Consider the following 22,038-nt stretch of genomic DNA (forward strand, 5'->3'; position numbering starts at 1 on the left):
GGACTTATTTCCCTTGTTTCCACAAGACCTACTACGGCTGTTTTAGTAGTTCTTTTAAGAGAATAAAAACAGTCCTAAAGCCGGGGAACACGAAAAAACGTGAAAGCATTGCGCTTCTCCCCACCGTGTGAAATCGTGAGGTGAGATTTGTTCACGCCGTTGACTCGGACCTCATGAAACTGGTCTGTTCCCAGGCAGAACTCAACGCAGCCCTTCAGTTGGTCAGTCGAGCTGTCGCCTCGCGTCCAACCCATCCGGTGTTGGCCAATGTTTTGCTCACCGCTGATGCCGGCACCGATCGGCTCAGCCTCACTGGATTCGATCTGAATTTGGGAATTCAGACGTCAGTCCCCGCTTCTGTCGAAAGCAGTGGTGCCGTGACGTTGCCCGCCCGCTTGCTAGGCGAAATTGTTTCCAAGTTATCCAGCGATTCGCCGGTGTCGTTGTCCTGTGATGCCGGCGCTGAACAGGTGGAGCTCACCAGCTCGAGCGGCAGCTATCAGATGCGAGGAATGCCTGCGGATGATTTTCCCGAGCTTCCTCTTGTGGAGAACGGCACCGCCTTACGGGTGGATCCCTCATCTCTGCTGAAAGCCTTGCGTGCAACCTTGTTTGCCAGTAGCGCTGATGAAGCGAAACAGCTCCTCACTGGAGTTCATCTGCGCTTCAATCAAAAGCGTTTGGAGGCCGCATCCACCGACGGTCATCGGCTTGCGATGTTGACGGTTGAGGATGCCTTGCAGGCTGAAATCAGTGTCGACGAGTCTGAGCCTGATGAATTAGCCGTCACGCTTCCGGCACGTTCCCTGCGTGAGGTGGAGCGATTAATGGCGAGCTGGAAAGGAAACGATCCGGTCAGCCTGTTTTGTGAGCGAGGCCAGGTTGTGGTGCTCGCGGCCGATCAGATGGTGACGAGTCGCACCTTGGAAGGGACTTATCCCAATTACCGCCAGCTGATTCCCGATAGTTTTAGCCGCACGATTGATCTGGATCGGCGGGCTTTTATCTCCGCTTTGGAACGCATTGCTGTCTTGGCCGACCAACACAACAATGTGGTCAGGATCGCTACGGAGCCAGCCACGGGACTGGTTCAGATCAGTGCGGATGCCCAGGACGTGGGCAGTGGTTCTGAGTCTTTAGCGGCAGAGATCAACGGTGATGCCGTCCAAATTGCCTTCAACGTGCGCTATGTGCTGGATGGTCTCAAGGCCATGGATTGTGATCGGGTCCGATTGTCTTGCAACGCCCCCACGACGCCCGCGATCCTGACCCCCGCTAATGATGATCATCCAGGCCTCACCTATCTGGTGATGCCTGTTCAGATTCGTTCCTGACACCGTTCACGACGCCTTGACTGTTCCGGACCAGCTCCTCTTGAGCGATCTGTTGCACCATCGGGTGCGCTGTGATCAGGGCCTTGACCATGGACCAGGGGTCATGGCTTGGATGCACCCACCAGTGCACCGTCTGCTCGGTTGGGTGAGTCGCCCATCTGCGTTGCGTACCAGCCGAGACGTTTGGCGTCTTGATCAATGTCGGGGATTCGACGATCAGCAGGTGTTTGTGAAAGGGGCTCCTGCCGAAGCCGATCAGATCACCTTGGATCGCTTGCCAACCCTGCTGGATGCCGATCTTCTCAACGTGGATGGAGAGAGGATAGGGATCATCGCTGATTTGGCCTTTTTGCCTGCGAGCGGGCAGATCAGTCATTACCTCGTGGCACGCAGTGACCCTCGGCTGCCTGGAACTAGTCGCTGGCGCTTGTTGCCGGATCGAATCGTTGACCAACAACCCGGCTTGGTCTCCACGGCGATCCATGAACTTGATGATTTACCTCTGGCTCGGGCCAGTGTTCGTCAGGATTTTCTTCAGCGCTCAAGACACTGGAGAGAACAGCTGCAGCAGTTTGGAGATCGCGCTGGTGAGCGTTTAGAGGGTTGGTTAGAAGAACCCCCATGGGACGAGCCTCTTGGGGCCTCTGTCCTGGAGTCTTCCTATCCGACGGAAGCATCGCCTTCCGTGGACCCAATCGATGACTGGGATGATGCTGATTGGCCCGATGATCCTCCGGTTGAGCGTGGCCGTTCCGTTCGAAATGATTCGAGGGCTCGAAATGATTGGCCCGATCATGAGGAAGATCCTTGGGTCTGACCGTCGGCAACACTGGGTACAGATGACTCATCGGTTGTGACCCAGTCCTCTCATGCGGTTGCGGCATTTGATCTTGGGGCAGCTCTGCGCCAGGAAGGGCTCACCGAAACGGATTACAGCGAAATTCAGCGGCGTCTTGGACGGGATCCCAACCGTGCTGAGTTGGGCATGTTTGGTGTGATGTGGTCGGAGCATTGCTGTTACCGCAATTCCAGACCCCTGTTGAGTGGCTTCCCCACAGAAGGACCACGCATCCTTGTCGGTCCTGGAGAAAACGCCGGCGTGGTGGACCTGGGTGAAGGTCATCGTTTGGCGTTCAAGGTGGAAAGCCACAACCACCCATCCGCTGTGGAGCCTTTTCAAGGTGCGGCCACTGGCGTTGGCGGCATCTTGCGTGACATTTTTACGATGGGCGCCAGGCCGATCGCGTTGCTGAACGCCTTGCGCTTTGGCCCGCTGGAGGAACCCGCCACCCGTGGATTGGTGGAAGGGGTTGTGGCTGGCATTGCTCACTATGGCAACTGCGTTGGCGTGCCAACCGTGGGTGGAGAGGTGGCATTCGATCCGTCGTATCAGGGCAATCCCTTGGTGAACGCCATGGCCCTGGGCCTGATGGAAACGGATGACATCGTTCGCTCGGGAGCCGCGGGGGTTGGCAATCCCGTGGTGTACGTGGGCAGCACCACGGGCCGGGATGGCATGGGAGGCGCCAGTTTTGCGAGCGCTGAGCTAAGTGCCGATTCACTGGATGATCGCCCGGCTGTGCAGGTGGGAGATCCCTTTCTGGAGAAGGGCTTGATTGAGGCTTGTCTTGAAGCCTTTCAAAGCGGGGATGTGGTTGCTGCTCAGGATATGGGTGCTGCGGGGCTCACCTGTAGTTGTTCGGAGATGGCGGCGAAGGGGGATGTGGGTGTCGAGTTGGATCTCGATCGGGTGCCCGCAAGAGAACACGGCATGACCGCCTATGAATTCCTGCTTTCGGAATCTCAAGAGCGCATGTTGTTCGTGGTGCGTTCGGGTCGGGAGGAGCAGCTGATGCAACGTTTCCGCCGTTGGGGACTCCAGGCAGCGGTGGTTGGTCGCGTTTTGGAGGAGCCGGTGGTGAGGGTGCTGCAGCACGGTGCCGTGGCGGCAGAAGTTCCGGCCCGGGCCTTGGCGGAAGACACCCCGATCAACAAGCACAAGCTGCTGTCCGAGCCCCCAGAGGACATCCAGACGCACTGGACCTGGCGTGAATCAGATCTTCCAAGTCCTGCCATCGATCGCGATTGGAATGCCGATCTGTTGCGTTTGCTCGATGACCCCACGATTGCCAGCAAGCGCTGGATCTATCGCCAATATGACCAGCAGGTGTTGGCCAATACGGTGATTCGAGCCGGTGGTGCGGATGCTGCTGTGGTGCGACTGCGTCCTCAACAGGGTGAGGCGTCACTGCAAACGTCTCAGTGTGGCGTTGCGGCCACGCTGGATTGTCCCAATCGCTGGGTGGCCCTTGATCCAGAGCGAGGAGCGATTGCAGCGGTCGCAGAGGCTGCTCGCAATCTCAGTTGTGTGGGAGCCCAGCCGATCGCGGTGACCGACAACCTGAACTTCCCATCTCCAGAAACCCCCAGGGGGTATTGGCAGTTGGCGATGGCATGCCGCGGCCTATCCCATGCCTGTCGCACCTTGGGCACCCCTATCACCGGCGGCAACGTTTCTCTCTACAACGAAACCAGGGCCGATGACGGCAGTCTTCAGCCCATTCATCCCACGCCTGTGGTGGGCATGGTGGGACTGGTGGAAGATCTCGACTGCTCCGGAGGTTTGGCTTGGCGCCAACCTGGCGATCTGGTGGTGCTGCTTGGTGTCTCCACCGATGAGGAGGGAAATGAAGGCCTTGGTTTGGCGGGCAGCAGCTATCAGGGAGTTGTTCATGGGTTGCTGACAGGCCGTCCACCAAGCGTGGATCTGGAGTTGGAGGGGCAGGTTCAGGCCTTAGTGCGTCAGGCGTTTGCTCAGGGCGTGTTGGCCTCAGCCCATGACAGCAGCGATGGTGGGTTAGCCGTAGCGCTTGCGGAAAGTGCCCTGGCCTCGGGACTTGGCGTTGATCTCAACCTGCCACGGGGGTCTGCTCGGCTGGATCGTGTTTTGTTTGCTGAGGGTGGAGCACGCATCGTCGTGTCGGTGCGCGCCGAACAGCGTCCGGCTTGGCAAGCCTTAGTGGCTTCTCAAGAGCATCAACATGTTCCTGTGACCAAGATCGGAACCGTTGCCGACCATGGTTGTTTCCGCTTGTCGGTCGGACAACATCCAGTGATTGACCTGGCTGTTGAGTCGCTCCGAGAGCAATACGAACAAGCCATTCCCCGTCGCCTTGGTGCGGTTTGATGCAGAATCTGAACACCCATCCGAAGTCGAGGCGGCCGGTGCATCAGCTCGAGATAGAGCGTCCCGATCGCATGGAAGAAGCCTGCGGTGTTTTCGCTGTTCAGGCCCTCGATCAACCAGTCGCCAACCTGGTGTATTTCGGTCTTTACGCCCTGCAGCATCGCGGCCAGGAATCTGCTGGCATTGCTGTTTTCAACGAAGGCAAGGTCAGGCTCCACAAGGACATGGGCCTGGTGAGCCAGGTGTTTGATCAGGAGGTGCTCGAGCGCATGCCTGGTGGTTTAGCCGTTGGCCATAACCGTTATTCCACCACTGGGAGCAGCAAGGTTTGCAATGCCCAGCCCGTAGTCCTGATGACCCGTCTCGGCCCCTTCGCGCTGGCCCATAACGGCAATCTTGTGAATGCAGCAGAGCTGCGAGCTCGGGTGGATGACGGTGAGGTGGAGTTCACCTCCACCACGGATTCGGAGTTGATCGCTTACGCGGTTCAGCAAGCTGTGGATGGGGGCTTGGATTGGACAGAGGGGATTAAGGCGGCCGCATCCCAGTGCCAGGGGGCTTTCAGCTTGGTGATTGGAACGTCAGATTCCCTGTACGGCCTGCGGGATGGTTATGGGATTCGACCGCTGGTGTATGGCTATCTCGGTGATCCAGATCTTGGACACTGGGTTCTCAGTAGTGAAACCTGTGGGCTCGACATCATTGGCTCTCCGTTCGTTGCCGATGTGGAACCTGGCGAATTAGTGGTGTTCCGTTGTGGGGACCCCACTCCAGAACGGCATCGCTGGATTCAACCCACCACCCGCATGTGTGTGTTTGAAATGATCTATTTCGCGCGCCCTGATAGTCGTTTCTTTGGTGAATCGCTTTACAGCTATCGACAGCGCATCGGCCAGATTCTGGCCCGTGAATCTGCGGTCGAGGCGGATCTCGTGATTGGGGTTCCTGATTCCGGAATTCCAGCTGCGATCGGGTATTCCCAGACCAGTGGTATTCCCTATGCCGATGGACTGATCAAAAACCGCTATGTCGGCAGAACCTTCATCCAGCCCACTCAGGCGATGCGTGAGGCCGGGATTCGCGTGAAGCTCAATCCACTCCCAGATGTTTTAACTGGCAAAAGGGTTTTGGTGATTGATGACTCGATTGTTCGTGGCACCACCAGTAAAAAATTGGTTCAGGCGCTCCGTGATGCAGGCGCCACTGAGGTGCACATGCGGATTAGTTCCCCACCCGTGACCCATCCCTGTTTTTACGGCATCGATACCGATACGCAGGATCAGTTGATCGCCGCTCGACTCACGCTCAAAGAGATCGAAGAGCATCTCAAGGTTGATTCGCTCGCTTATCTCAGCAAGGAGGGGATGGTGGAAGCTGCCCATGCTCAGTCGGAACATTTCTGTACGGCTTGCTTCGACGGGGATTACCCGGTTCCGATGGACGCCTCGATCAAGGCGAGCAAATTGATGCTGGAACCAGCAGGGGTGGCGGCAACCAATCTCTAATCACTGTTCTAGTCAGCTGATTAGGGGTACCAATCGCAGGATGGATTCGTTGTCTTTCAGCGTGAGCTGATCTTGCTCGTGCACCTTCAGGCGTCCGTGGCGACCGTTGGATGTCACCACACCAATCAGGGAATCGGCGAGGCAAGCTGCTGCAATGCGCTCGCCCCCGTTGTTGGACTCGCAATTCAGTTCCCAGCCAATTTCACCGAGATCGCCCCGTTTGCAGGGGCGGATGGTCGTGAGGTCCAACCAGTGGAGACGCCCTGTTTGACTCGCCAGAAGGATGGTTGTTGGTCGTTCAGCATGCCCCGCGATTGCGGTGACCAGCTGTTCGCCAGGGAGCAAACGCATGGTGATCGGTCCTTGGGCCAACTTGCCCATCAACGGCAGATTGGCTTCCCCTGCTTGCAGACGAAGAATCCTGCCGATATCGCTGATGACGGCGACATCAGCGCCGTCTTGACAGATCAAGGCCGCTTTCAGGCTCACCCCTTCTTTCAGTTTTAAAACGGTCGCGGCTCGACCCGACAATTCCTGGATGTCCTTGAGCGGAAGCCGTTTGAACCGGCCATCACTGGTTAATAACCCAAGCGATTTCGTCTCATTGGCACTGAGATCCTCTGGATTGGGTAAGGGCAGTAGGGACACCACCACATCACCTTCAAGGGCTGTAGGGAGGAATCGCTCAAGGGTTCCTTGTTGCTGTCCTGCAAATTCCCAGCGCACAAGCGCTACACGACCGCTCACCGTCACAGCCAAAAGTCGTGGCGGAGGCTGGATGGGCAGGCTGATGAGAGCTGGAGAGGGTTCATCCCCCATCGGAGCTGGATCGTTGAGATGCAGGCGTCCCAGCAGCTGTGGACTGATGATTTTCACTTGACCGTCGTCTTGAATCAGCAACCTGGATTCGCTCGGAAGGGCATCCAGGGCTTGGCGCCTCTGTAGTTCGGCATTGGGCCGTTGACTGGCGGCCCGCTCGGCAAGCAGATGGTCACCACCCTCCACCAGCCGGGTGCGCCTTGGCGTTGCAAAGCGTTTTTTGAGCTGGCGCAGTTCCTGGATCAGAGCATCCAGCAATTGGTCACGATTTTCCAGCAGCAGGGTGAGTCGCTGTCTTTCTTGGCGCAGATCATCCGCTTCCTTGCGCAGGCTTTCCTGTTCCAAGCCTGTGAGCCTGCGCAAGGGCATGGCCAGCACGGCATCAGCCTGCCGTTCGCTCAGATCGAAATGCACCATCAAGCTGGCCCGAGCTTTGGCCGCATCTCTGGCTTCTTGGATCATCGCAATCACTTCTTGCAGTGAGGCGAGGGCCGTGGTCAGGCCCTCCACCACTTCCAGCCGATCTTCCGTTTTACGGAGCGCATGGGTGGTACGCCGAATGATCGTGAGCTCTCGGTAATCCAGGAAGGTTTGGAGAAGCTGCCGGAGCGTCAGTTGCTGCGGTCGGCCATCGACGAGGGCGAGCAGGATCGCGCCAAAGTTGCTTTGCAGTGACGTGCGCCTTTGCAAGTCAGTCAGCACGGTTTCTGGATCGGCATCACGGCGGAGTTCCACCACCACGCGCATCCCTTCCCGGTCGCTTTCATCACGGATATCGGCAATGCCACCAATCTTTCCGTCGTTGACGTGTTCAGCTAGTTTTTCGATCCAGCCGGCCTTGCTGAGTTGATAAGGGAGCTCGGTCACGACCACAGCGTTCCGCCGATGCTTTCCTTTGCCGGGATGCACTTCCTCGATATGGGCCACGCCGCGCATGGGAATGCTGCCCCGGCCTCTTAAGTAGGTTTCGCGGACGCCGCTTCCAAGAAGCACTTCTCCGCCTGTGGGGAAATCGGGCCCAGGGATCAGCTTAAAGACATCGTCTTCGCTTAGATCGGGGTTTTTAACGAGGGCAATGAGACCGTCCACCACCTCGCCGAGGTTGTGGGGGGGAATGCTGGTGGCCATGCCAACAGCGATGCCCGAGCAGCCATTGAGCAGTAAAAACGGAAGCTGGGCAGGGAGAACTGTGGGCTCCTGTTGGGATCCATCAAAATTGGAGGCAAAATCGACGGTGTCGTCGCCGATTTCATCCAATAACCCTTCGTGGGAGATCCGCGCTAGCCGGGTTTCTGTATAGCGCATGGCTGCTGGTGGATCGTCATCCACCGAGCCAAAGTTTCCGTGACCATCAAGCAATGGATGACGGCTGGAAAAGGTTTGGACCAAGCGCACAAGGGCGTCATAAACGGCTTGATCCCCATGCGGGTGGTACTTACCAAGCACGTCCCCGACGACACGGGCACATTTGCGATAGGGACGATCGGGGGTGAGCCCCAATTCATGCATCGCAAACAGAATTCTGCGTTGGACGGGTTTCAGTCCATCACGCACATCCGGGAGGGCTCTGCCCACGATCACGCTCATCGCGTATTCGAGGTATGAGCGCTGCATCTCGTGATACAGGGCGATCGATTGAACGCGCTCCTCGGCCATCCTGCAGGGAAATAAGAGGGCAGTCGAGTCTCAGCCTACAGATCTACTTCTGCTTGACCAGGGTTTTGGTTAGTTGGCGCTTTTGGGATCTGCATTCGCCTCGGCCCGTTCGACGGCGTTTTGAAGGCTGGGATTGTTGAAAAGTTCAGCCGTGGCTCGGCGTAATTTCAGGCCCCATAGTTGTTTTTTTTGGTGGCCTGGTAAAACGTAATTCGGAGATTCGGCAAGAGCTCTTTGAGCGAGCTTCAAGGATTCCTCATCTCCAGGCCTCACTTTGTTTAATGCGGCAGCCAAGGCCAACATGGGCTCTGGGTTGGCATTGATCTTTAAAACGGAACGCCAGCGTCGAATCGCTTCCTTGGTGTTTCCCATTTCAAACAACACCAGACTTTGGTTGTTTAAGGCTTCCCAGAAACTGGGTTTAATCGACGTGGCGCGCTCAAAAGCCTTCAGGGCCCGCTTTTGATCGGATTGCATCACCCTGGCGTTGCCAAGATCGAAGTAGGCCGTTGCGTTTTTTGGATCCAGACTGAGACCGCGATCCAACAGGGGGATCGCGTCGTCCGGACGGTTGTCTCGCAGCGCTAAGGATGCTTCTGCGAACCAAAGTCCCGCGTTGGTTGGGTTGAGTGATTTCGCCCGTGCCAGGGATCCAGCTGCGTCGTCGAGTTGTTCGCTCCGCAGTTGCGCTTCTGCCAGAACAGACCAAAGCCGTTCGTCGTTGGGCTGTAAACGCACCGCTAAGGCGGCTAAGCGGGCGGCTTCTTTGGGTTGTCCCAGCCTTAGCAACTGCGCTGCAGTGCGACCGATGCCGATCCCAGCCCCTTCTAACTCTTGGGTGCTGGGCGTGAACACATAGGGGATGAGGGCTTTCGCGGGTTCAGCGCTGCACAGACCGATCGTGCTCATCAGGGCGGCTAACACCCACGCTTTGTTGAACGATTGGCTTGAACGCCGATGGGATCCCATCACCGAATCTCAGATGAAGACACAGTAGGTGGATCTAATGACTTTGCTGAGGCGGCATTGCGGCGCCACATCCAAGGTTTGATGCGCCTAAGTGCGGACCCGCGCAGCTTCTGGTCCCAGGTCGCAGGATCCCACTGCTTCACCTGGGCAGCGCTCAGATCCAACACCCAGGGACGCGGCTGCACCTCGGGATCCTGATTCGTTGGGAGCTCCGTTTGGTTAAACGGACAGACGTCCTGGCAAATATCACAGCCAGCCACCCATGGACCCATCCCAGCCTTAATCAAGTCGGGAAGCTGTTCGTCTCGGTTTTCGATTGTGTGATATGCGATGCAGCGCCGTGAATCGACCACGAACGGTTCCCGGATGGCGTCGGTGGGGCACGCGTCCATGCACGCTCTGCAACGGCCGCAGCGAGGCTCTGCCGGTTGATCCGCCACTAAATCTTCGGTGCTGAGGAGGTGGCCGATCACCATCCAAGACCCCCGTTGTGGATGAATCACGTTGCTGTGTTTGCCAATCCATCCCAAACCAGCCTCTTCTGCCCAGGCCTTATCCAAGAGGGGTTCGGCATCCACGCAAACCCGCCAGCGCGATTCGGGTCTTTGTGATTCAAGCCAGCGACCAATGCGGCGCAGCCTTTGGTTGACGACGCGGTGATAGTCGCGGCCCCATGCATAGCGAGCGATGGCAAGGCTGTTTGGTTGGCGTGATTCGGAGACGTAGTAATTCAGCCCAACGGCCAGCAAGCTCCGAGCTCCATCCAGAAGTGTTCTGGCGTCGAGCCTGCGCGGAGCAGCCATCCAGCCCATTTCCGCTTGAAAACCAGCGTCAAGCCAGCGCTGTAATGCTGCTGTCCGCATCTGCAGCCTTGAACTTCCCGGTAAACATGCGATCCCAACAGGATCGAATCCTTCCAGGCGGGCACGCTCCTTGAGAGCCGCACTGAGTTGGGATTGTCCAGTGGAGGACGTCACGGAAGCGGGCCGTAAAATTAATCAACTTTCATCATCGCGACGTGTCCGCATCCCCATCGGGTTCTCAATCCTTACGACTGTCGTTTGTTCTGAGGTGGTTGGGCATCACTCTGGTTGCGCTGCTGGCATTGCAGATGGCCGTGCTGCTGAGTGCAGCTGATTGGGCTGATGGAGTTTTTAAGCAACTGCTCATTGAGCGCTTAGTCAATCAAGCTCCCATGGGGCTGATCGGCCTCTTGCTTATGCTTTTGGGATCGCGCCTTGACCAACCGGAGACAGCAAGACCTCCCATTCGTTGGTTCGTTTGTGTGATTTCAGGGCTGTTGGCGATTTTGATGATCGTGGTTGTTCCCGTTTCGATCTCAGGCAATCAGAACCTCTCGGGTGAATCGAATCAAACGCTTGAGCAGCAAAAGGGTCAGTTGGAGATGGCTCGTCAGCAATCGGCGAATCCTGAGAACGTAAAAATGCTGGGTAACCAGCTCACTCAGGCAGGACAGTTGCCTGCTGATGCCAGTGAGGAAGACAGGGTCAAAGCTGCTCAGGCTTTCATCGATAAGCAGCTGGCGCAGATGGAACAGCAGATCAAGCAGGGGGAACGTCAGCGCAACCTTGCTGTGAATCAGCGTCGTTTCGGCGGCACTTTGAGCGCGGTGATTCTTGCCGTTGCCTTTGTGCTCTTGGCTCTAGGGGCCGTGATCTGAGCGATCTGCTGGTTAGGTTGGTGAGATCACGTCAGCCTTCGGCCACAGGCGTTCCTTGGTGCAGTCCAATACAAGACCTGACCTGCCGCTTAGCGCCAGGCTTCAGCAAGATCTGAAAAACGATTTAATCGCTGGGTTGTTGGTGGTCATTCCACTGGCAACCACGATTTGGTTGGCCACCACGGTCAGTCGTTTTGTTCTGGCTTTTCTTACCTCGATTCCCAAACAGTTCAACCCGTTCATCACCCTTAATCCTCTTCTCCAGGATTTGATCAACCTGGCGCTGGGATTGACGGTGCCACTCTTCGCGATTCTGCTGATCGGTTTGATGGCGAGGAACATCGTCGGTCGCTGGTTGCTGGAGTTTGGCGAGGAAACCCTGCAACGCATTCCTCTTGCTGGCTCGGTTTACAAAACCTTGAAACAGCTGCTCGCCACGTTTTTGAGAGATAACTCTCAGCGTTTTCGGCGTGTGGTCTTAGTGGAATATCCCCGCGAGGGCCTTTACAGCGTGGGTTTTGTGACCGGCGTGGTGGGACCTTCCCTCCAAGCTGAGCTCAAGGAACCCCTTCTCAGTGTGTTCATCCCCACAGCACCAAACCCCACAACGGGCTGGTACACCTTGGTTCCCGAAACATCTGTCAAAGATCTGGACATTTCCGTGGAAGATGCGTTCCGAACGATCATTTCCGCTGGCATTGTGAATCCTGATGAGCGTGAAGCTCCTGTGAATCGAAGTTTCTCCAGCCTGATTTCTCAGCTGAGGGGTTCTGTCTCACCGTCGTCGTCCACCACTGGAGCCTGAACTCGACTCGGCCGTATGTCCATGCAGTCCCAATCCCTGTCCCGTGAACTAGCGCTGCTGGTGCTCGGTCAATGCCCTGAGCGGGTGGATCATCCCCCTGATCTCTCCCTGGACACCTTGCTCCAAAAGGCCCTCGATAGCTTGATGCAGCACTGGACTGAAGTCCTGGATTGTTGTGCTGGAGATCTGGAAAAAGCTCAGCAACACTTGCTCGAAAGTGAACTAAAAGATGGCCCCTCCTCCGATCAGAGTTCGGTTCGTGCGTCGTTGCAGTTGTCCCTTACGGGGGCCGAACAAGTTCTGAATGGTCTTTCAGCCAGTCTTGAGTTGCCCCGTTTGTTGGCCCTATCCAATCAAGACCAGGTGCGTCGCGAGGCCATGCAACGCGTGACGTTTGTGCTGAAAAAACGCAAAGCGATTGATCAGTTGCTGGATGGTGTGATGGAGGGCTGGCGCCTCACCCGGCTACCGCGCATTGATCGCGATATTTTGCGCTTGGCTGTGATTGATCTTTCAGAACTCAATACTCCCGCGGCTGTGGCTTGCAACGAAGCTGTTGAATTAGCCCATCGCTTCAGTGACGAGCAAGGCCGAAAGATGATCAATGGTGTGCTGCGTCGTCTGCAGAACGCCCCCTCACTGGTGTTGTCTTGAAATCATGGTCTACGACTGGTTTAATCGCGGATCCGTTCCTCCTGAAACCCCAGTGGACCCTCCAGTGGATCCAGAGGTTCACCCCGATCAGTCTTCTGAGTCGCAACCAGCAGACGTGCAGTTGGCTGAACCCCAATCGTCTGAGCCGGAAGACGATTCTCTTGAATGGGCCCGCCAGGCCTATGCCCGTTTAAAAGCTCAGAAAGCTGAGGCTGCTGAGGCCGCCAAGACAGCCCAGATCGATTCGACGTCGGAACAGAACGTGGTGGTTCCTCCTGTGATGGAGCCTCCAGCGGTGATGCCAACAGCTGTTGTCGCTCCTCCAGAAGTTGCTTCTCCAGAAGCCTCTCCTTCTCCTGCCAGCGAAACTTCTTCGGTTGAGCTCCCGGAGCCTCCTGCTGAGACGGTCGAGCCGGCACAACAGGCCCCGGTGGTGGAGTCTGCTGTTGTTCCCGCGCCGACTCCGACCGCACCTACGTCTCCTGCCCCAACTGCTACGCCACCTGCCCCAACTGCTACGCCACCTGCCCCGGCGTTGTCTTTCCTTGAACAGGCAGCTGCCCAGCGGGATCAGCGTCAGCAAGAGCTCGAGCAACCTGCTGAGCCAGACCCTGTTCCGGTTGTTCCAGTCGCAGCCCAAGCGGCGCCGACGATTGATCAGGATGAACCCAGCCTTGGAGACTTTGACGATGCCTTCACCTGGTCGGCTGAAGTTTTAGCGGCCCAAGGGCGTAGTGCGGAACAGGTCACCCTCGAGGAGATCGACTGGTTAGGGCGACTTCGCCAAGGCCTGGAGAAGACCCGCCAAGGCTTTGTTACCGGTCTGCTGGAAAACCTGGGCGACGATCCGTTGACCCCAGAGGTGCTCGACGACCTTGAATCGCTTTTGTTGAGGGCTGATGCGGGGGTTCAGGCCACGGATCAGGTGCTGGATGCCCTACGGCAGCGGATGAACGAACAGGTCGTTGATCCCAGCGAAGGCATTCGCTTTCTGAAGGAACAGCTCCGCGACCTGCTTGATGAGCCGATGAAGGCGAGTGCTGTTGACCTCCTCGCTCCTCAACGGGATCGCCTGAATGTTTGGCTTTTGGTTGGAGTGAATGGCGTTGGTAAAACCACCACCCTCGGCAAGCTCGCCAATCTTGCTGTTCGCAGTGGGTATTCCGCCTTAATCGCAGCGGCCGATACCTTTCGTGCCGCAGCTGTTCAGCAAGTTCAGGTTTGGGGGGATCGCAGTGATGTGCCAGTTGTGGCCAATCCTTCAGCGAATGCGGATCCTGCAGCGGTGGTGTTTGATGCGATCGGTGCCGCCCGTTCCAAGGGCACTGATTTGGTTCTGGTGGACACGGCCGGTCGCCTGCAGACCAAGCACAACTTGATGGAGGAGCTGGAAAAGATCCGTCGTGTGGTGGATCGTCTTGCTCCCGAAGCCCATGTGGAATCGTTGTTGGTGCTCGATGCCAGTCAGGGCCAGAACGGCTTGAAGCAGGCGATGGCCTTTGCCCGTGCTGCTGGGCTCACAGGGGTGGTGATTACCAAGCTCGATGGCACAGCCAGAGGCGGTGTGGCGCTGGCTGTTGCTTCAGAAGCAAAGCTGCCGATTCGCTTTATTGGCGCTGGTGAGGGGATTCGCGATCTTCGTCCTTTCAATAGTTTTGAATTTGTGGAGGCCCTATTGGCATCGCGTTGATGCGTTTCGCATTGCGGCCTGATCAAGCTGAACTTGCTACGTTGCGCCTTCTGCTGGGTGCTGGGCCGTGAGCAGCACACCTTCATGGCGACATCCGGCAACGCCTCAACGTGGAATCAACCAATCGTTGACGGCCACAGCCTCGCTACGACAGCTGTTAGAGAGCATGTCGCGGGAGCAGCGTTCCAATCAGGAGCTGCTGGTGTCGCTTGGGTTTGCGTTGCGCAGCTTCAGCAACCTCAACCGTTTTTTGGAGTTGGTGCCGGTGGTCGCTGCCCGGCTTGTCGGGGTTCAGGGTTCCCTGCTGGTTCCGTTTCAGGCGGACGGACGTCTTTGGCGTGAACAGCTGCAGATGCTTCCTGGTCCACGCAGGGAGGGCTTGTTGCGGGCGCTTGCTTCTCATGAGCCTGGCAACGTCGTTGGTTTTGGATCCGACGAAGGTCTCGTGCGGGCGATGGATCGTTTGGTCCAGCGACAGCTTGGTAGTGCCGGACTTTTTGCGACTTCGTTGATCGCTCGTGGTCGGCCGAGGGGACGACTTTACGTTTTCAACCCGTCGAGTCCTCTTGCTTGGAGTGACGTCTATCGCCGCCATGTGCAATTGGTGGCCGATCTCACAGGGGTCGCGATTGAAAATGATTTGATGCTTCAGGAGGCCCGTCGGCATGAACGGGTTGATCGTCAGCTCAGCATCGGAGCGGATATTCAGGCTCAGCTGTTGCCCGATCACTGCCCTGTGATCGAAGGCGTGGATCTTGCGGCGCGTTGCCGGCCGGCTTTTCAAGTTGGCGGTGATTACTACGATTTCATTCCAACCCGGCCAGAACTGATCGGACGCCGTAGGGAGCGTGGCCGTTGGGCTTTCGTGATGGGGGATGTGATGGGTAAGGGGGTGCCAGCGGGATTATTGATGACCATGCTCCGCGGCATGCTCAGGGCAGAGGTTTTGAGTGGTCTGCCGCCCGATCGCATCCTTTATGACCTCAACCAATTAGCGCTGGAAGACCTGTCTCAGTCCCATCGCTTCGTCACGCTCTTTTATTCCGATTTCGATCCACGCACGAGGCGACTTCGTTACGCCAACGCCGCCCACAACCCACCGTTGATTTGGCGTGCCCAGTCTCGGAAATTGATGCGATTGGATGCTCCCGGGCTCCTGATTGGCCTTCAGCCTGAGGCGGAATATGGCTGTGAATCGCTCGTGCTTGAGCCTGGTGACGTTCTTCTTTATTACACGGACGGCGTCACTGAAGCCCCTGGGATCACAGGTGATCGCTTTGATGAGGCGCGCTTGATGCGCTCACTTGAGCAAGCCTGTCGATCGGGAACTGGATCCCAAGGGATTCTTGATCACTTGTTCAGTCGGCTCGATCGGTTTGTGGGACCCACCCGTCAGTTGGATGACGATGCCTCGATGGTGGTGCTCAAGGTCAAAGAGGAGATCATGCTGCCGTCTGTCCCCCGGTCTTTGGCCTGACAAGCTGAGGACAAGCGCAGAGGAGAGTGACATGGCAGGGGGGGTGACGGGTGGAGACTCCGCAACCTGGAGTGACCGGTTTGAGCAGGGCTTGCATCCGGCGATTGAACGTTTTAATGCGTCGATTGGCTTTGATATCACCCTTCTCCAGGAAGATCTGGATGGGTCGATCGCCCATGCCCGCATGCTTGCTCAGTGCGGTGTGATCCAGGAAGAGGAGGCCAATCAACTTGTGGCTGGTCTTGAACAAGTCCGCCAGGAAGCGGCATCAGGACAGTTTCAGCCAGGGCTCGCCGATGAAGATGTGCACTTCGCTGTTGAGCGACGTCTGATTGCTTTGCTTGGTCCGGTTGGCAAGAAATTGCACACCGGTCGGAGTCGTAACGACCAGGTGGGGACCGATTTGCGGCTTTGGCTCAGGCGTCGTTTGGATGAGCTTGAACAGCATTTGCTTGGCTTTCAGCGTGCCTTGCTTGACCAGGCGAACCTTCACAGCAACACCCTGATTCCTGGCTACACGCATCTGCAGCGTGCCCAGCCTCTGTGCCTCGCTCACCATCTTCTTGCTTACGTGGAGATGGTGGAGAGGGATCGGCAGCGGATGGCGGACTTGCGCAAACGGCTGAATCTCTCCCCTTTGGGTGCCGCAGCTTTGGCGGGCACTCCGGTACCGATCGATCGCAGGAGCACCGCGTCGGCCCTTGGCTTCGATGGCATCTATGCCAACAGCTTGGATGCGGTGAGTGATCGTGATTTCACGGTGGAATTTTCGGCCGCGGCCTCCCTGGTGATGGTGCATCTCAGTCGTCTTGCTGAGGAGGTGATTTTTTGGGCGTCAGAGGAATGTGGCTTTGTACGGCTCACCGATCGCTGTGCAACGGGCAGCAGCTTGATGCCGCAGAAAAAAAACCCTGATGTTCCTGAATTGGTGCGTGGCAAATGCGGGCGGGTGTTCGGCCACTTACAAGGCCTGCTCACGATGATTAAGGGCTTGCCACTGGCCTACAACAAAGATTTTCAGGAGGACAAAGAGGCGCTTTTTGATGTGGTGGCGACCACATCGCAATGCCTTGAGGCGATGACGATTTTGCTTCAGGAAGGCTTGAGTTTCAGGACCGAACGCCTTGAGGCGGCTGTTGCTGCGGACTATTCCAATGCCACGGATGTGGCCGACTATCTCGTGGCGAAGCAGGTTCCTTTTCGAGAGGCCTATCAATTGGTTGGTGCTGTCGTGAAACATTGCCTTCAGGAAGGCGTGCTGCTTCGCGAACTGACGCTGGAGCGTTGGCAGCAGTTTCACCCTGCGATCGAGGCTGATTTGTTTGAGGCGTTAACACCTCGCAATGTGGTGGCAGCGCGAACCAGCGAAGGGGGAACAGGTTTCGACCGCGTCAACGAACAGCTGGCGATTTGGAACCAACGCTTTGGGCTTGCGAATTAGGTTGTTTGATTGGTGATCATTCGGCTGAGATCGGACTACGCTGAAGGAGCCAGAGATTCAATGATCTTCTTTAGGTCCATGAATTTTGGCCCTTTGATCCCATTGGCCCCTCTTAACTTCGGTCCATCAGATAAGTGAGCATTTTTGTCGGCAATCTTCCGTTCCGCGCTGAGCAGGAAGACATCATTGAATTGTTTTCCACCTATGGAGAGGTCACGAATTGTGCCCTCCCCCTAGAGCGCGACACCGGTCGCAAACGCGGCTTTGCATTTGTCGAAATGAGCGACGAAGCGGCCGAAGCATCTGCCATCGAGGCGCTTCAAGGTGCTGAATTGATGGGTCGTCCCCTGCGCATCAACAAAGCAGAGCCTCGTGGCAGTGCCCCCCGTCGCGATTTTGGTGGTGGCGGTGGCAACTACGGCGGTGGTGGCGGTGGTGAGCGTCGCTCTGGTGCGAGTGGCTGGGAAGATCGCAGCTATGGCAGTGGAGCTCCTCCAGCTGGCGGCAGTGCCTACGACGATGGCCGTACCCGTCGTCGCCGTGGCGGAGCTAACGACAACAGTGGATATGGCGGCGCCGAAGGCTGACTTCGCTGTCATGGCTGCTTAGAGCCCGGCATCGAGCAGCTCCTGAGCTGCAGCCTCAATGATTTCAACTCCAGCACCAGCTTTTTGCGCTTTGCTGCTGAGGTTGTTCCGCCAATTCCTGGCTCCTGGGACTGCTTCCACAACCTGGACGAGATGCCGGCATAGATCCCACAGTCTTCCTCCTCGCTGAAGATGACGTTCGGCATGGGGAATCAGCCCAAGCACGACATCGGAGGCCAACACTTGGCGTGGCACCGCGCCGTAGATCAAGCTGTCGATATCGCGCCAGCGCAGTGGGTGGGCATAAGCAGCCCGTCCGACCATCGCCCCATCGCAGTGCTTTAAGGCCTTGAGGCAATCCTCAGGGGTATCGAGGCCACCATTCAATTCAATGGTGAGATCGGGTCTGGATTCCTTTAAAGCAATCACGCGATCATGCTGAAGAGCAGGAATCGTGCGGTTTTGCTTGGGATCTAATCCTTCCAGCCATGCCTTGCGGGCATGTACGGAAAAGCGTAAGGCTCCGGCTTCAGCCACTTGGTCAACAAACTGTCTGAGCAGGTCATCACTGTCGAGATCATCAATACCAACGCGATGTTTCACGGTGACTGGAAGCGATGATGCCGCCACCATGGCCTCCACACAACGCGCCACGGTTTGCGGCTCTGCCATCAAACAAGCTCCAAAATTCCCGGCTTGCACCCTTGGACTCGGGCAGCCCACATTGAGGTTGATCTCGTCGTACCCCCAATCAGCTGCCATCCGGGCGGCGTCGGCCAGTACTACAGGATCATCGCCTCCCACCTGCAGCGCTAGGGGATGTTCCTCGGGGTCAAAGTCGAGCAGCCGTTCACGGCGCTTGCTGTGGTGGAGAGCTTGGGCTACCACCATTTCGCTGTACAGCAGGCTTTGTTTGCTGATTTGGCGCATCAGCATGCGGAAATGCCGATCCGTGCAATCCAGCATGGGCGCCACACTGAAGCGCCAGGCGGGTTCCCGATCAGGTTTTTGGAGGGAATCCATGCCTCCATGCTGCCTCGCTTTCCGCACCAGGCGCTCTAGAACAAGGAGAGTCTTTAAAAGACGTGCCGATGGGTACTTCGATGCAAAGTTGGTTGTTAAGCCGTCGGTCGATGCTTCTCGCTTCGATTGCTGGGCTGATTGGTGTCATGAAAGTGCCAGAACAGGTTTTGGCGGCTTCTAAGGCTGGTGAATCCGCCTGGGATCTCAGCGATGGCGAATGGAAGAAGCGTCTCTCGCCTGAGGCGTATCAGGTGTTGCGTCAGGAAGGCACCGAACGCCCCTTCACCAGTCCTTTTAATAACGAAAAACGAGAAGGCATGTACCACTGCGCCGGTTGCGACCTGCCCTTGTTTGCTTCCACCGCCAAGTTTGATAGCGGTACCGGTTGGCCCAGTTTTTGGGAGCCGCTTCCGGGCGGTGTGGATACAAAAGTAGATTTCAAATTAATTCTTCCTCGCACTGAATATCACTGCAGCCGCTGCGGTGGGCATCAGGGCCATGTTTTTAATGACGGTCCCCGACCGACGGGTAAGCGCTACTGCAACAACGGAGTCGCCCTGCGTTTCCAACCCACAGCATGACCTAATCGTGATCGGTGGTGGGCCTGCCGGCTTTATGGCAGCGATCACCGCCGCCGAACGAGGAGTTCGAGATGTTCTGATCTTGGAGGCCACCCCTGAAGTGCTCACCAAAGTGCGCATCAGCGGTGGTGGTCGTTGCAACGTGACGCACGCTTGCTGGGATCCCATGGAGCTCGTGGGTCACTACCCCCGGGGAAGCAGGCCATTGAGGGGTCCCTTCAGTAAGTTTGCGTGCGGAGATTCGATTGCTTGGTTCGACGAGCACGGACTCACGCTTGTGGAAGAGTCCGATGGACGGATGTTTCCTGAGCAGAATTGCTCCGAGGCGGTGGTGGAGTGCCTGAGGCGGGCTGCCTTAGCTGCAGGAGTGAAGATCAAGTGCGGATCTGCTGTGCGGCAACTCAGCTGCTCGGAGGGTGGTGGATTTCAAATCTCCGATCAACGCTCTGCCCTTCATCAGGCCAAGCGGGTGTTGCTGGCCAGTGGTGGCCATCCCAGTGGCCGGCGTCTTGCCCAGGATTTAGGTCACACGATTGTGCCGCCGGTGCCGTCGCTGTTCAGCCTGAGATTGCAGGCTCCTGCTTTGACGGCATGCAGCGGCATTGCCCTCGATGACGTGAGCTTGGATTTAAGGGTTGGTGATCAGCGCTTCCGTCAGACGGGCCGGGTGCTGTTGACCCATCGGGGTGTAAGTGGGCCTGCCGTATTGCGGCTCACCGCGTTTGCAGCAAGGGCCCTCCATGCCAGTTGTTACCAGGGTGAATTGCGGGTGGATTGGAGCGGCGGATTGGGTCGCGAGCTTGTTCAGAACAAGCTGCAGCAGGCGCGCCTTGAGCAGGCGCGTCGCACGGTGGTGGTTGCCAAGCCGTTTGAGCATCTGCCGCGGCGTCTTTGGCTTGCTTTTTTGATGCAGGCGGGTGTGGATGTGGAACGGCGTTGGGCGGATCTTCCAGCGAAGGCGGAACGACTGTTGGTGGAAACGCTTTGCGCGCAGCGATTATCGATTCAGGGCCGCGGCCCGTTTGGGGAAGAATTTGTGACCGCGGGTGGCGTTGATCTGGGCGAGGTGAACTTAGCGACCATGGAAAGTCGGCGTTGTGCTGGGTTGTATTTAGCGGGTGAATTACTGGATGTGGATGGGGTCACTGGAGGCTTTAATTTTCAGGCCTGTTGGAGCGGCGGCTGGTTGGCCGGTGAGGCAATCGCTACTTCTTTTCTTACTGAATCTGATCAAACACCGTAAACATCGGTAAGTACATCGCCAGCAGGATTGACCCCACGATTCCTCCAACAACGACAATCATTGCTGGCTCCAACATCGATGTGAGTGCCTTCACGGTTGCTGACACTTCGTCTTCATAAAAGTCGGCCACTTTGCTCAGCATTCGGTCCATTTCACCCGTTTCCTCACCAATGGAGAGCATGCTCAGCGCCATGTCTGGCAAGACCTTTTGGCGGGTCAAAGCTGTGCTCAGCAACACACCTTCTTGCACCAGGGTGCGTGAATCAAGGATGGCGTCAGAGACGATCGAGTTGCCAGCGGTTTCACTAGAGATCTCCATTGACATCAGGATTGGAACACCAGCACGGGTCAGTGAGCTGAAGATTCTGCAAAACTGAGCGGTGGCTGTTTTCATGATGAGATCACCAAATAACGGTAGCTTGAGCATTAGTTTGTCGAGCACTCTGCGGCCTTTATGGGTGTTGTAATAACGGGCGATCATCCATACGCCCAGCATAAGAACGCCAGCAAACACGAGGGAGGCGGAGGAGCGAAGCAAGGCGCTTAAATCCACCATCAATTGCGTAAATAATGGTAATTCGGCTCCTAAGTCTTCAAAAATTCCGGCAAAGGTGGGAATCAAGAAGATCGTCATTCCTAAAAACACCAAAATGGCGATCACCAACACCGCAACGGGGTAACCCAACGCCCCTTTGATTTGGTTTTGGAGTCTGGCATTGTCTTCCAACAGCTTGGCGAGGCGTTTGAGAGATTCATCCAGAACACCACCGGCTTCCCCCGCCTCCACCATGGCAATGGTGAGCTGATCAAACACCTTGGGCCATCGCCGCATCGCTGCTGCCATCGCCGTGCCCTGATTCACCTCAAGTCCCACGCTGGTGAGAGCTTTTTTAAACATTGGAAGCTTTTGCTGCGTGGCCATGAGATCGAGGCTGCGCACAATCGGCACCCCTGCATCCACGAGTGCTGCCAGCTTGCTGGCCCAAATGGCCTTTTCTTTGACCCCGGGTGGTTTCTGGAACGCTTCGCCTAGATTCATCGACAGCCAACCGGCTGACGAGCTCCCTCCTGCGGTTTTGGACTCGCCCTTGGCTTTGTCTTTTCCTCTGTCTGCCTCTTGGCGCAGCTCTTCCGCTTTAATGCCTCGCCGCCGTAGCTGACGACGGGCCGAAACAGCATCGTTTGCTTTGACCGTGACCGTGCGTGGTTGGCCTGTGCCCGAGGTGTATGTAGCGGTGAAAGAAACCATGCAACGAGCGATGGTTTCATCAGGCTTTGTTTTCCCTTTGTCTGTTTCTTGGCGTAGCGCTTCCGCTTTAATGCCTCGCCGCCGTAGCTGACGACGGGCCGAAACAGCATCGTTTGCTTTGACCGTGACCGTGCGTG

General features: G+C 56.9%; 18 protein-coding genes. 13 read left to right on the forward strand and 5 right to left on the reverse strand.

Annotated elements, in window-relative coordinates:
- The first annotated feature begins 173 nt into the window (after positions 1 to 173).
- Genes dnaN through purF form a run of 4 tightly spaced genes read left to right on the forward strand, consistent with a single transcriptional unit; the run spans position 174 to position 6,026 of the window.
- Complete coding sequence (gene dnaN, locus SynROS8604_RS00005) at positions 174 to 1,334, forward strand: DNA polymerase III subunit beta (protein ID WP_186544653.1); 1,161 nt, start codon at positions 174 to 176, stop codon at positions 1,332 to 1,334.
- Between the two features lie 16 nt (positions 1,335 to 1,350).
- Positions 1,351 to 2,151, forward strand: coding sequence for an RNA methyltransferase (locus tag SynROS8604_RS00010; protein WP_186544654.1), 801 nt, complete (start codon positions 1,351 to 1,353; stop codon positions 2,149 to 2,151).
- 36 nt (positions 2,152 to 2,187) lie between these two features.
- Entirely contained in the window at positions 2,188 to 4,521 is a 2,334-nt protein-coding gene (gene purL, locus SynROS8604_RS00015) for a phosphoribosylformylglycinamidine synthase subunit PurL (RefSeq protein ID WP_186544655.1), read from the forward strand.
- Positions 4,521 to 6,026, forward strand: a complete 1,506-nt coding sequence (gene purF / locus SynROS8604_RS00020) for an amidophosphoribosyltransferase (RefSeq protein WP_186544656.1) — start codon at positions 4,521 to 4,523, stop codon at positions 6,024 to 6,026. Before purL ends, purF begins: the two co-directional genes overlap by 1 nt.
- A 12-nt stretch (positions 6,027 to 6,038) precedes the next feature.
- Here purF and SynROS8604_RS00025 read toward each other — a convergent pair whose 3' ends face one another.
- The 3 genes from SynROS8604_RS00025 to queG form a co-directional block, all read right to left on the reverse strand.
- Entirely contained in the window at positions 6,039 to 8,501 is a 2,463-nt protein-coding gene (locus SynROS8604_RS00025) for a DNA topoisomerase (ATP-hydrolyzing) subunit A (protein ID WP_186544657.1), read from the reverse strand.
- A 69-nt stretch (positions 8,502 to 8,570) separates the two neighbouring features.
- Entirely contained in the window at positions 8,571 to 9,470 is a 900-nt protein-coding gene (locus SynROS8604_RS00030) for a tetratricopeptide repeat protein (protein ID WP_186544658.1), read from the reverse strand.
- Complete coding sequence (gene queG, locus SynROS8604_RS00035; RefSeq protein ID WP_186544659.1) at positions 9,470 to 10,447, reverse strand: tRNA epoxyqueuosine(34) reductase QueG; 978 nt, start codon at positions 10,445 to 10,447, stop codon at positions 9,470 to 9,472. The genes SynROS8604_RS00030 and queG overlap by 1 nt, the downstream gene beginning before the upstream one ends.
- 41 nt (positions 10,448 to 10,488) lie before the next feature.
- Here queG and SynROS8604_RS00040 point away from each other — a divergent pair, with 41 nt between their 5' ends.
- The 7 genes from SynROS8604_RS00040 (at position 10,489) to SynROS8604_RS00070 (ending at position 17,805) form a co-directional block, all read left to right on the forward strand.
- Positions 10,489 to 11,151 carry an HpsJ family protein gene (locus SynROS8604_RS00040; RefSeq protein ID WP_186544660.1) on the forward strand — a complete coding sequence of 221 codons (663 nt, stop codon included), beginning with the start codon at positions 10,489 to 10,491 and terminating at the stop codon, positions 11,149 to 11,151.
- A gap of 55 nt (positions 11,152 to 11,206) precedes the next feature.
- Positions 11,207 to 11,956 carry a DUF502 domain-containing protein gene (locus SynROS8604_RS00045; RefSeq protein ID WP_038014953.1) on the forward strand — a complete coding sequence of 250 codons (750 nt, stop codon included), beginning with the start codon at positions 11,207 to 11,209 and terminating at the stop codon, positions 11,954 to 11,956.
- A gap of 21 nt (positions 11,957 to 11,977) precedes the next feature.
- Positions 11,978 to 12,610, forward strand: a complete 633-nt coding sequence (nusB, locus tag SynROS8604_RS00050; RefSeq protein ID WP_186545721.1) for a transcription antitermination factor NusB — start codon at positions 11,978 to 11,980, stop codon at positions 12,608 to 12,610.
- Between the two features lie 4 nt (positions 12,611 to 12,614).
- Positions 12,615 to 14,300 carry a signal recognition particle-docking protein FtsY gene (gene ftsY, locus SynROS8604_RS00055; protein ID WP_186544661.1) on the forward strand — a complete coding sequence of 562 codons (1,686 nt, stop codon included), beginning with the start codon at positions 12,615 to 12,617 and terminating at the stop codon, positions 14,298 to 14,300.
- A gap of 67 nt (positions 14,301 to 14,367) precedes the next feature.
- Complete coding sequence (locus SynROS8604_RS00060) at positions 14,368 to 15,777, forward strand: PP2C family protein-serine/threonine phosphatase (protein WP_186544662.1); 1,410 nt, start codon at positions 14,368 to 14,370, stop codon at positions 15,775 to 15,777.
- Positions 15,778 to 15,808: 31 nt separating this feature from the next.
- The gene (gene argH, locus SynROS8604_RS00065; protein WP_186544663.1) at positions 15,809 to 17,218 is read left to right on the forward strand and encodes an argininosuccinate lyase; all 1,410 of its coding nucleotides are present in this window, start codon (positions 15,809 to 15,811) and stop codon (positions 17,216 to 17,218) included.
- A 134-nt stretch (positions 17,219 to 17,352) separates the two neighbouring features.
- A complete protein-coding gene (locus SynROS8604_RS00070; protein WP_186544664.1) occupies positions 17,353 to 17,805 on the forward strand; it encodes an RNA-binding protein in 453 nt (150 codons plus the stop codon).
- 18 nt (positions 17,806 to 17,823) lie between these two features.
- Here SynROS8604_RS00070 and dusA read toward each other — a convergent pair whose 3' ends face one another.
- Positions 17,824 to 18,828 carry a tRNA dihydrouridine(20/20a) synthase DusA gene (gene dusA / locus SynROS8604_RS00075; protein WP_186544665.1) on the reverse strand — a complete coding sequence of 335 codons (1,005 nt, stop codon included), beginning with the start codon at positions 18,826 to 18,828 and terminating at the stop codon, positions 17,824 to 17,826.
- A gap of 68 nt (positions 18,829 to 18,896) precedes the next feature.
- Between dusA and msrB the strand changes: the two genes are divergently transcribed.
- Both msrB and SynROS8604_RS00085 read left to right on the forward strand, forming a co-directional pair.
- The gene (gene msrB, locus SynROS8604_RS00080; protein ID WP_186544666.1) at positions 18,897 to 19,409 is read left to right on the forward strand and encodes a peptide-methionine (R)-S-oxide reductase MsrB; all 513 of its coding nucleotides are present in this window, start codon (positions 18,897 to 18,899) and stop codon (positions 19,407 to 19,409) included.
- Positions 19,410 to 19,443: 34 nt separating this feature from the next.
- A complete protein-coding gene (locus tag SynROS8604_RS00085; protein WP_370586594.1) occupies positions 19,444 to 20,652 on the forward strand; it encodes an NAD(P)/FAD-dependent oxidoreductase in 1,209 nt (402 codons plus the stop codon).
- Here SynROS8604_RS00085 and SynROS8604_RS00090 read toward each other — a convergent pair.
- On the reverse strand, positions 20,627 to 21,901 hold the full coding sequence (locus tag SynROS8604_RS00090; RefSeq protein WP_186545722.1) for a type II secretion system F family protein: 1,275 nt from the start codon (positions 21,899 to 21,901) through the stop codon (positions 20,627 to 20,629). The genes SynROS8604_RS00085 and SynROS8604_RS00090 overlap by 26 nt on opposite strands.
- Positions 21,902 to 22,038 lie beyond the last annotated feature (137 nt).

Source organism: Synechococcus sp. ROS8604 (assembly GCF_014279655.1).
In the GTDB taxonomy this organism is placed as follows: Bacteria; Cyanobacteriota; Cyanobacteriia; order PCC-6307; family Cyanobiaceae; genus Synechococcus_C.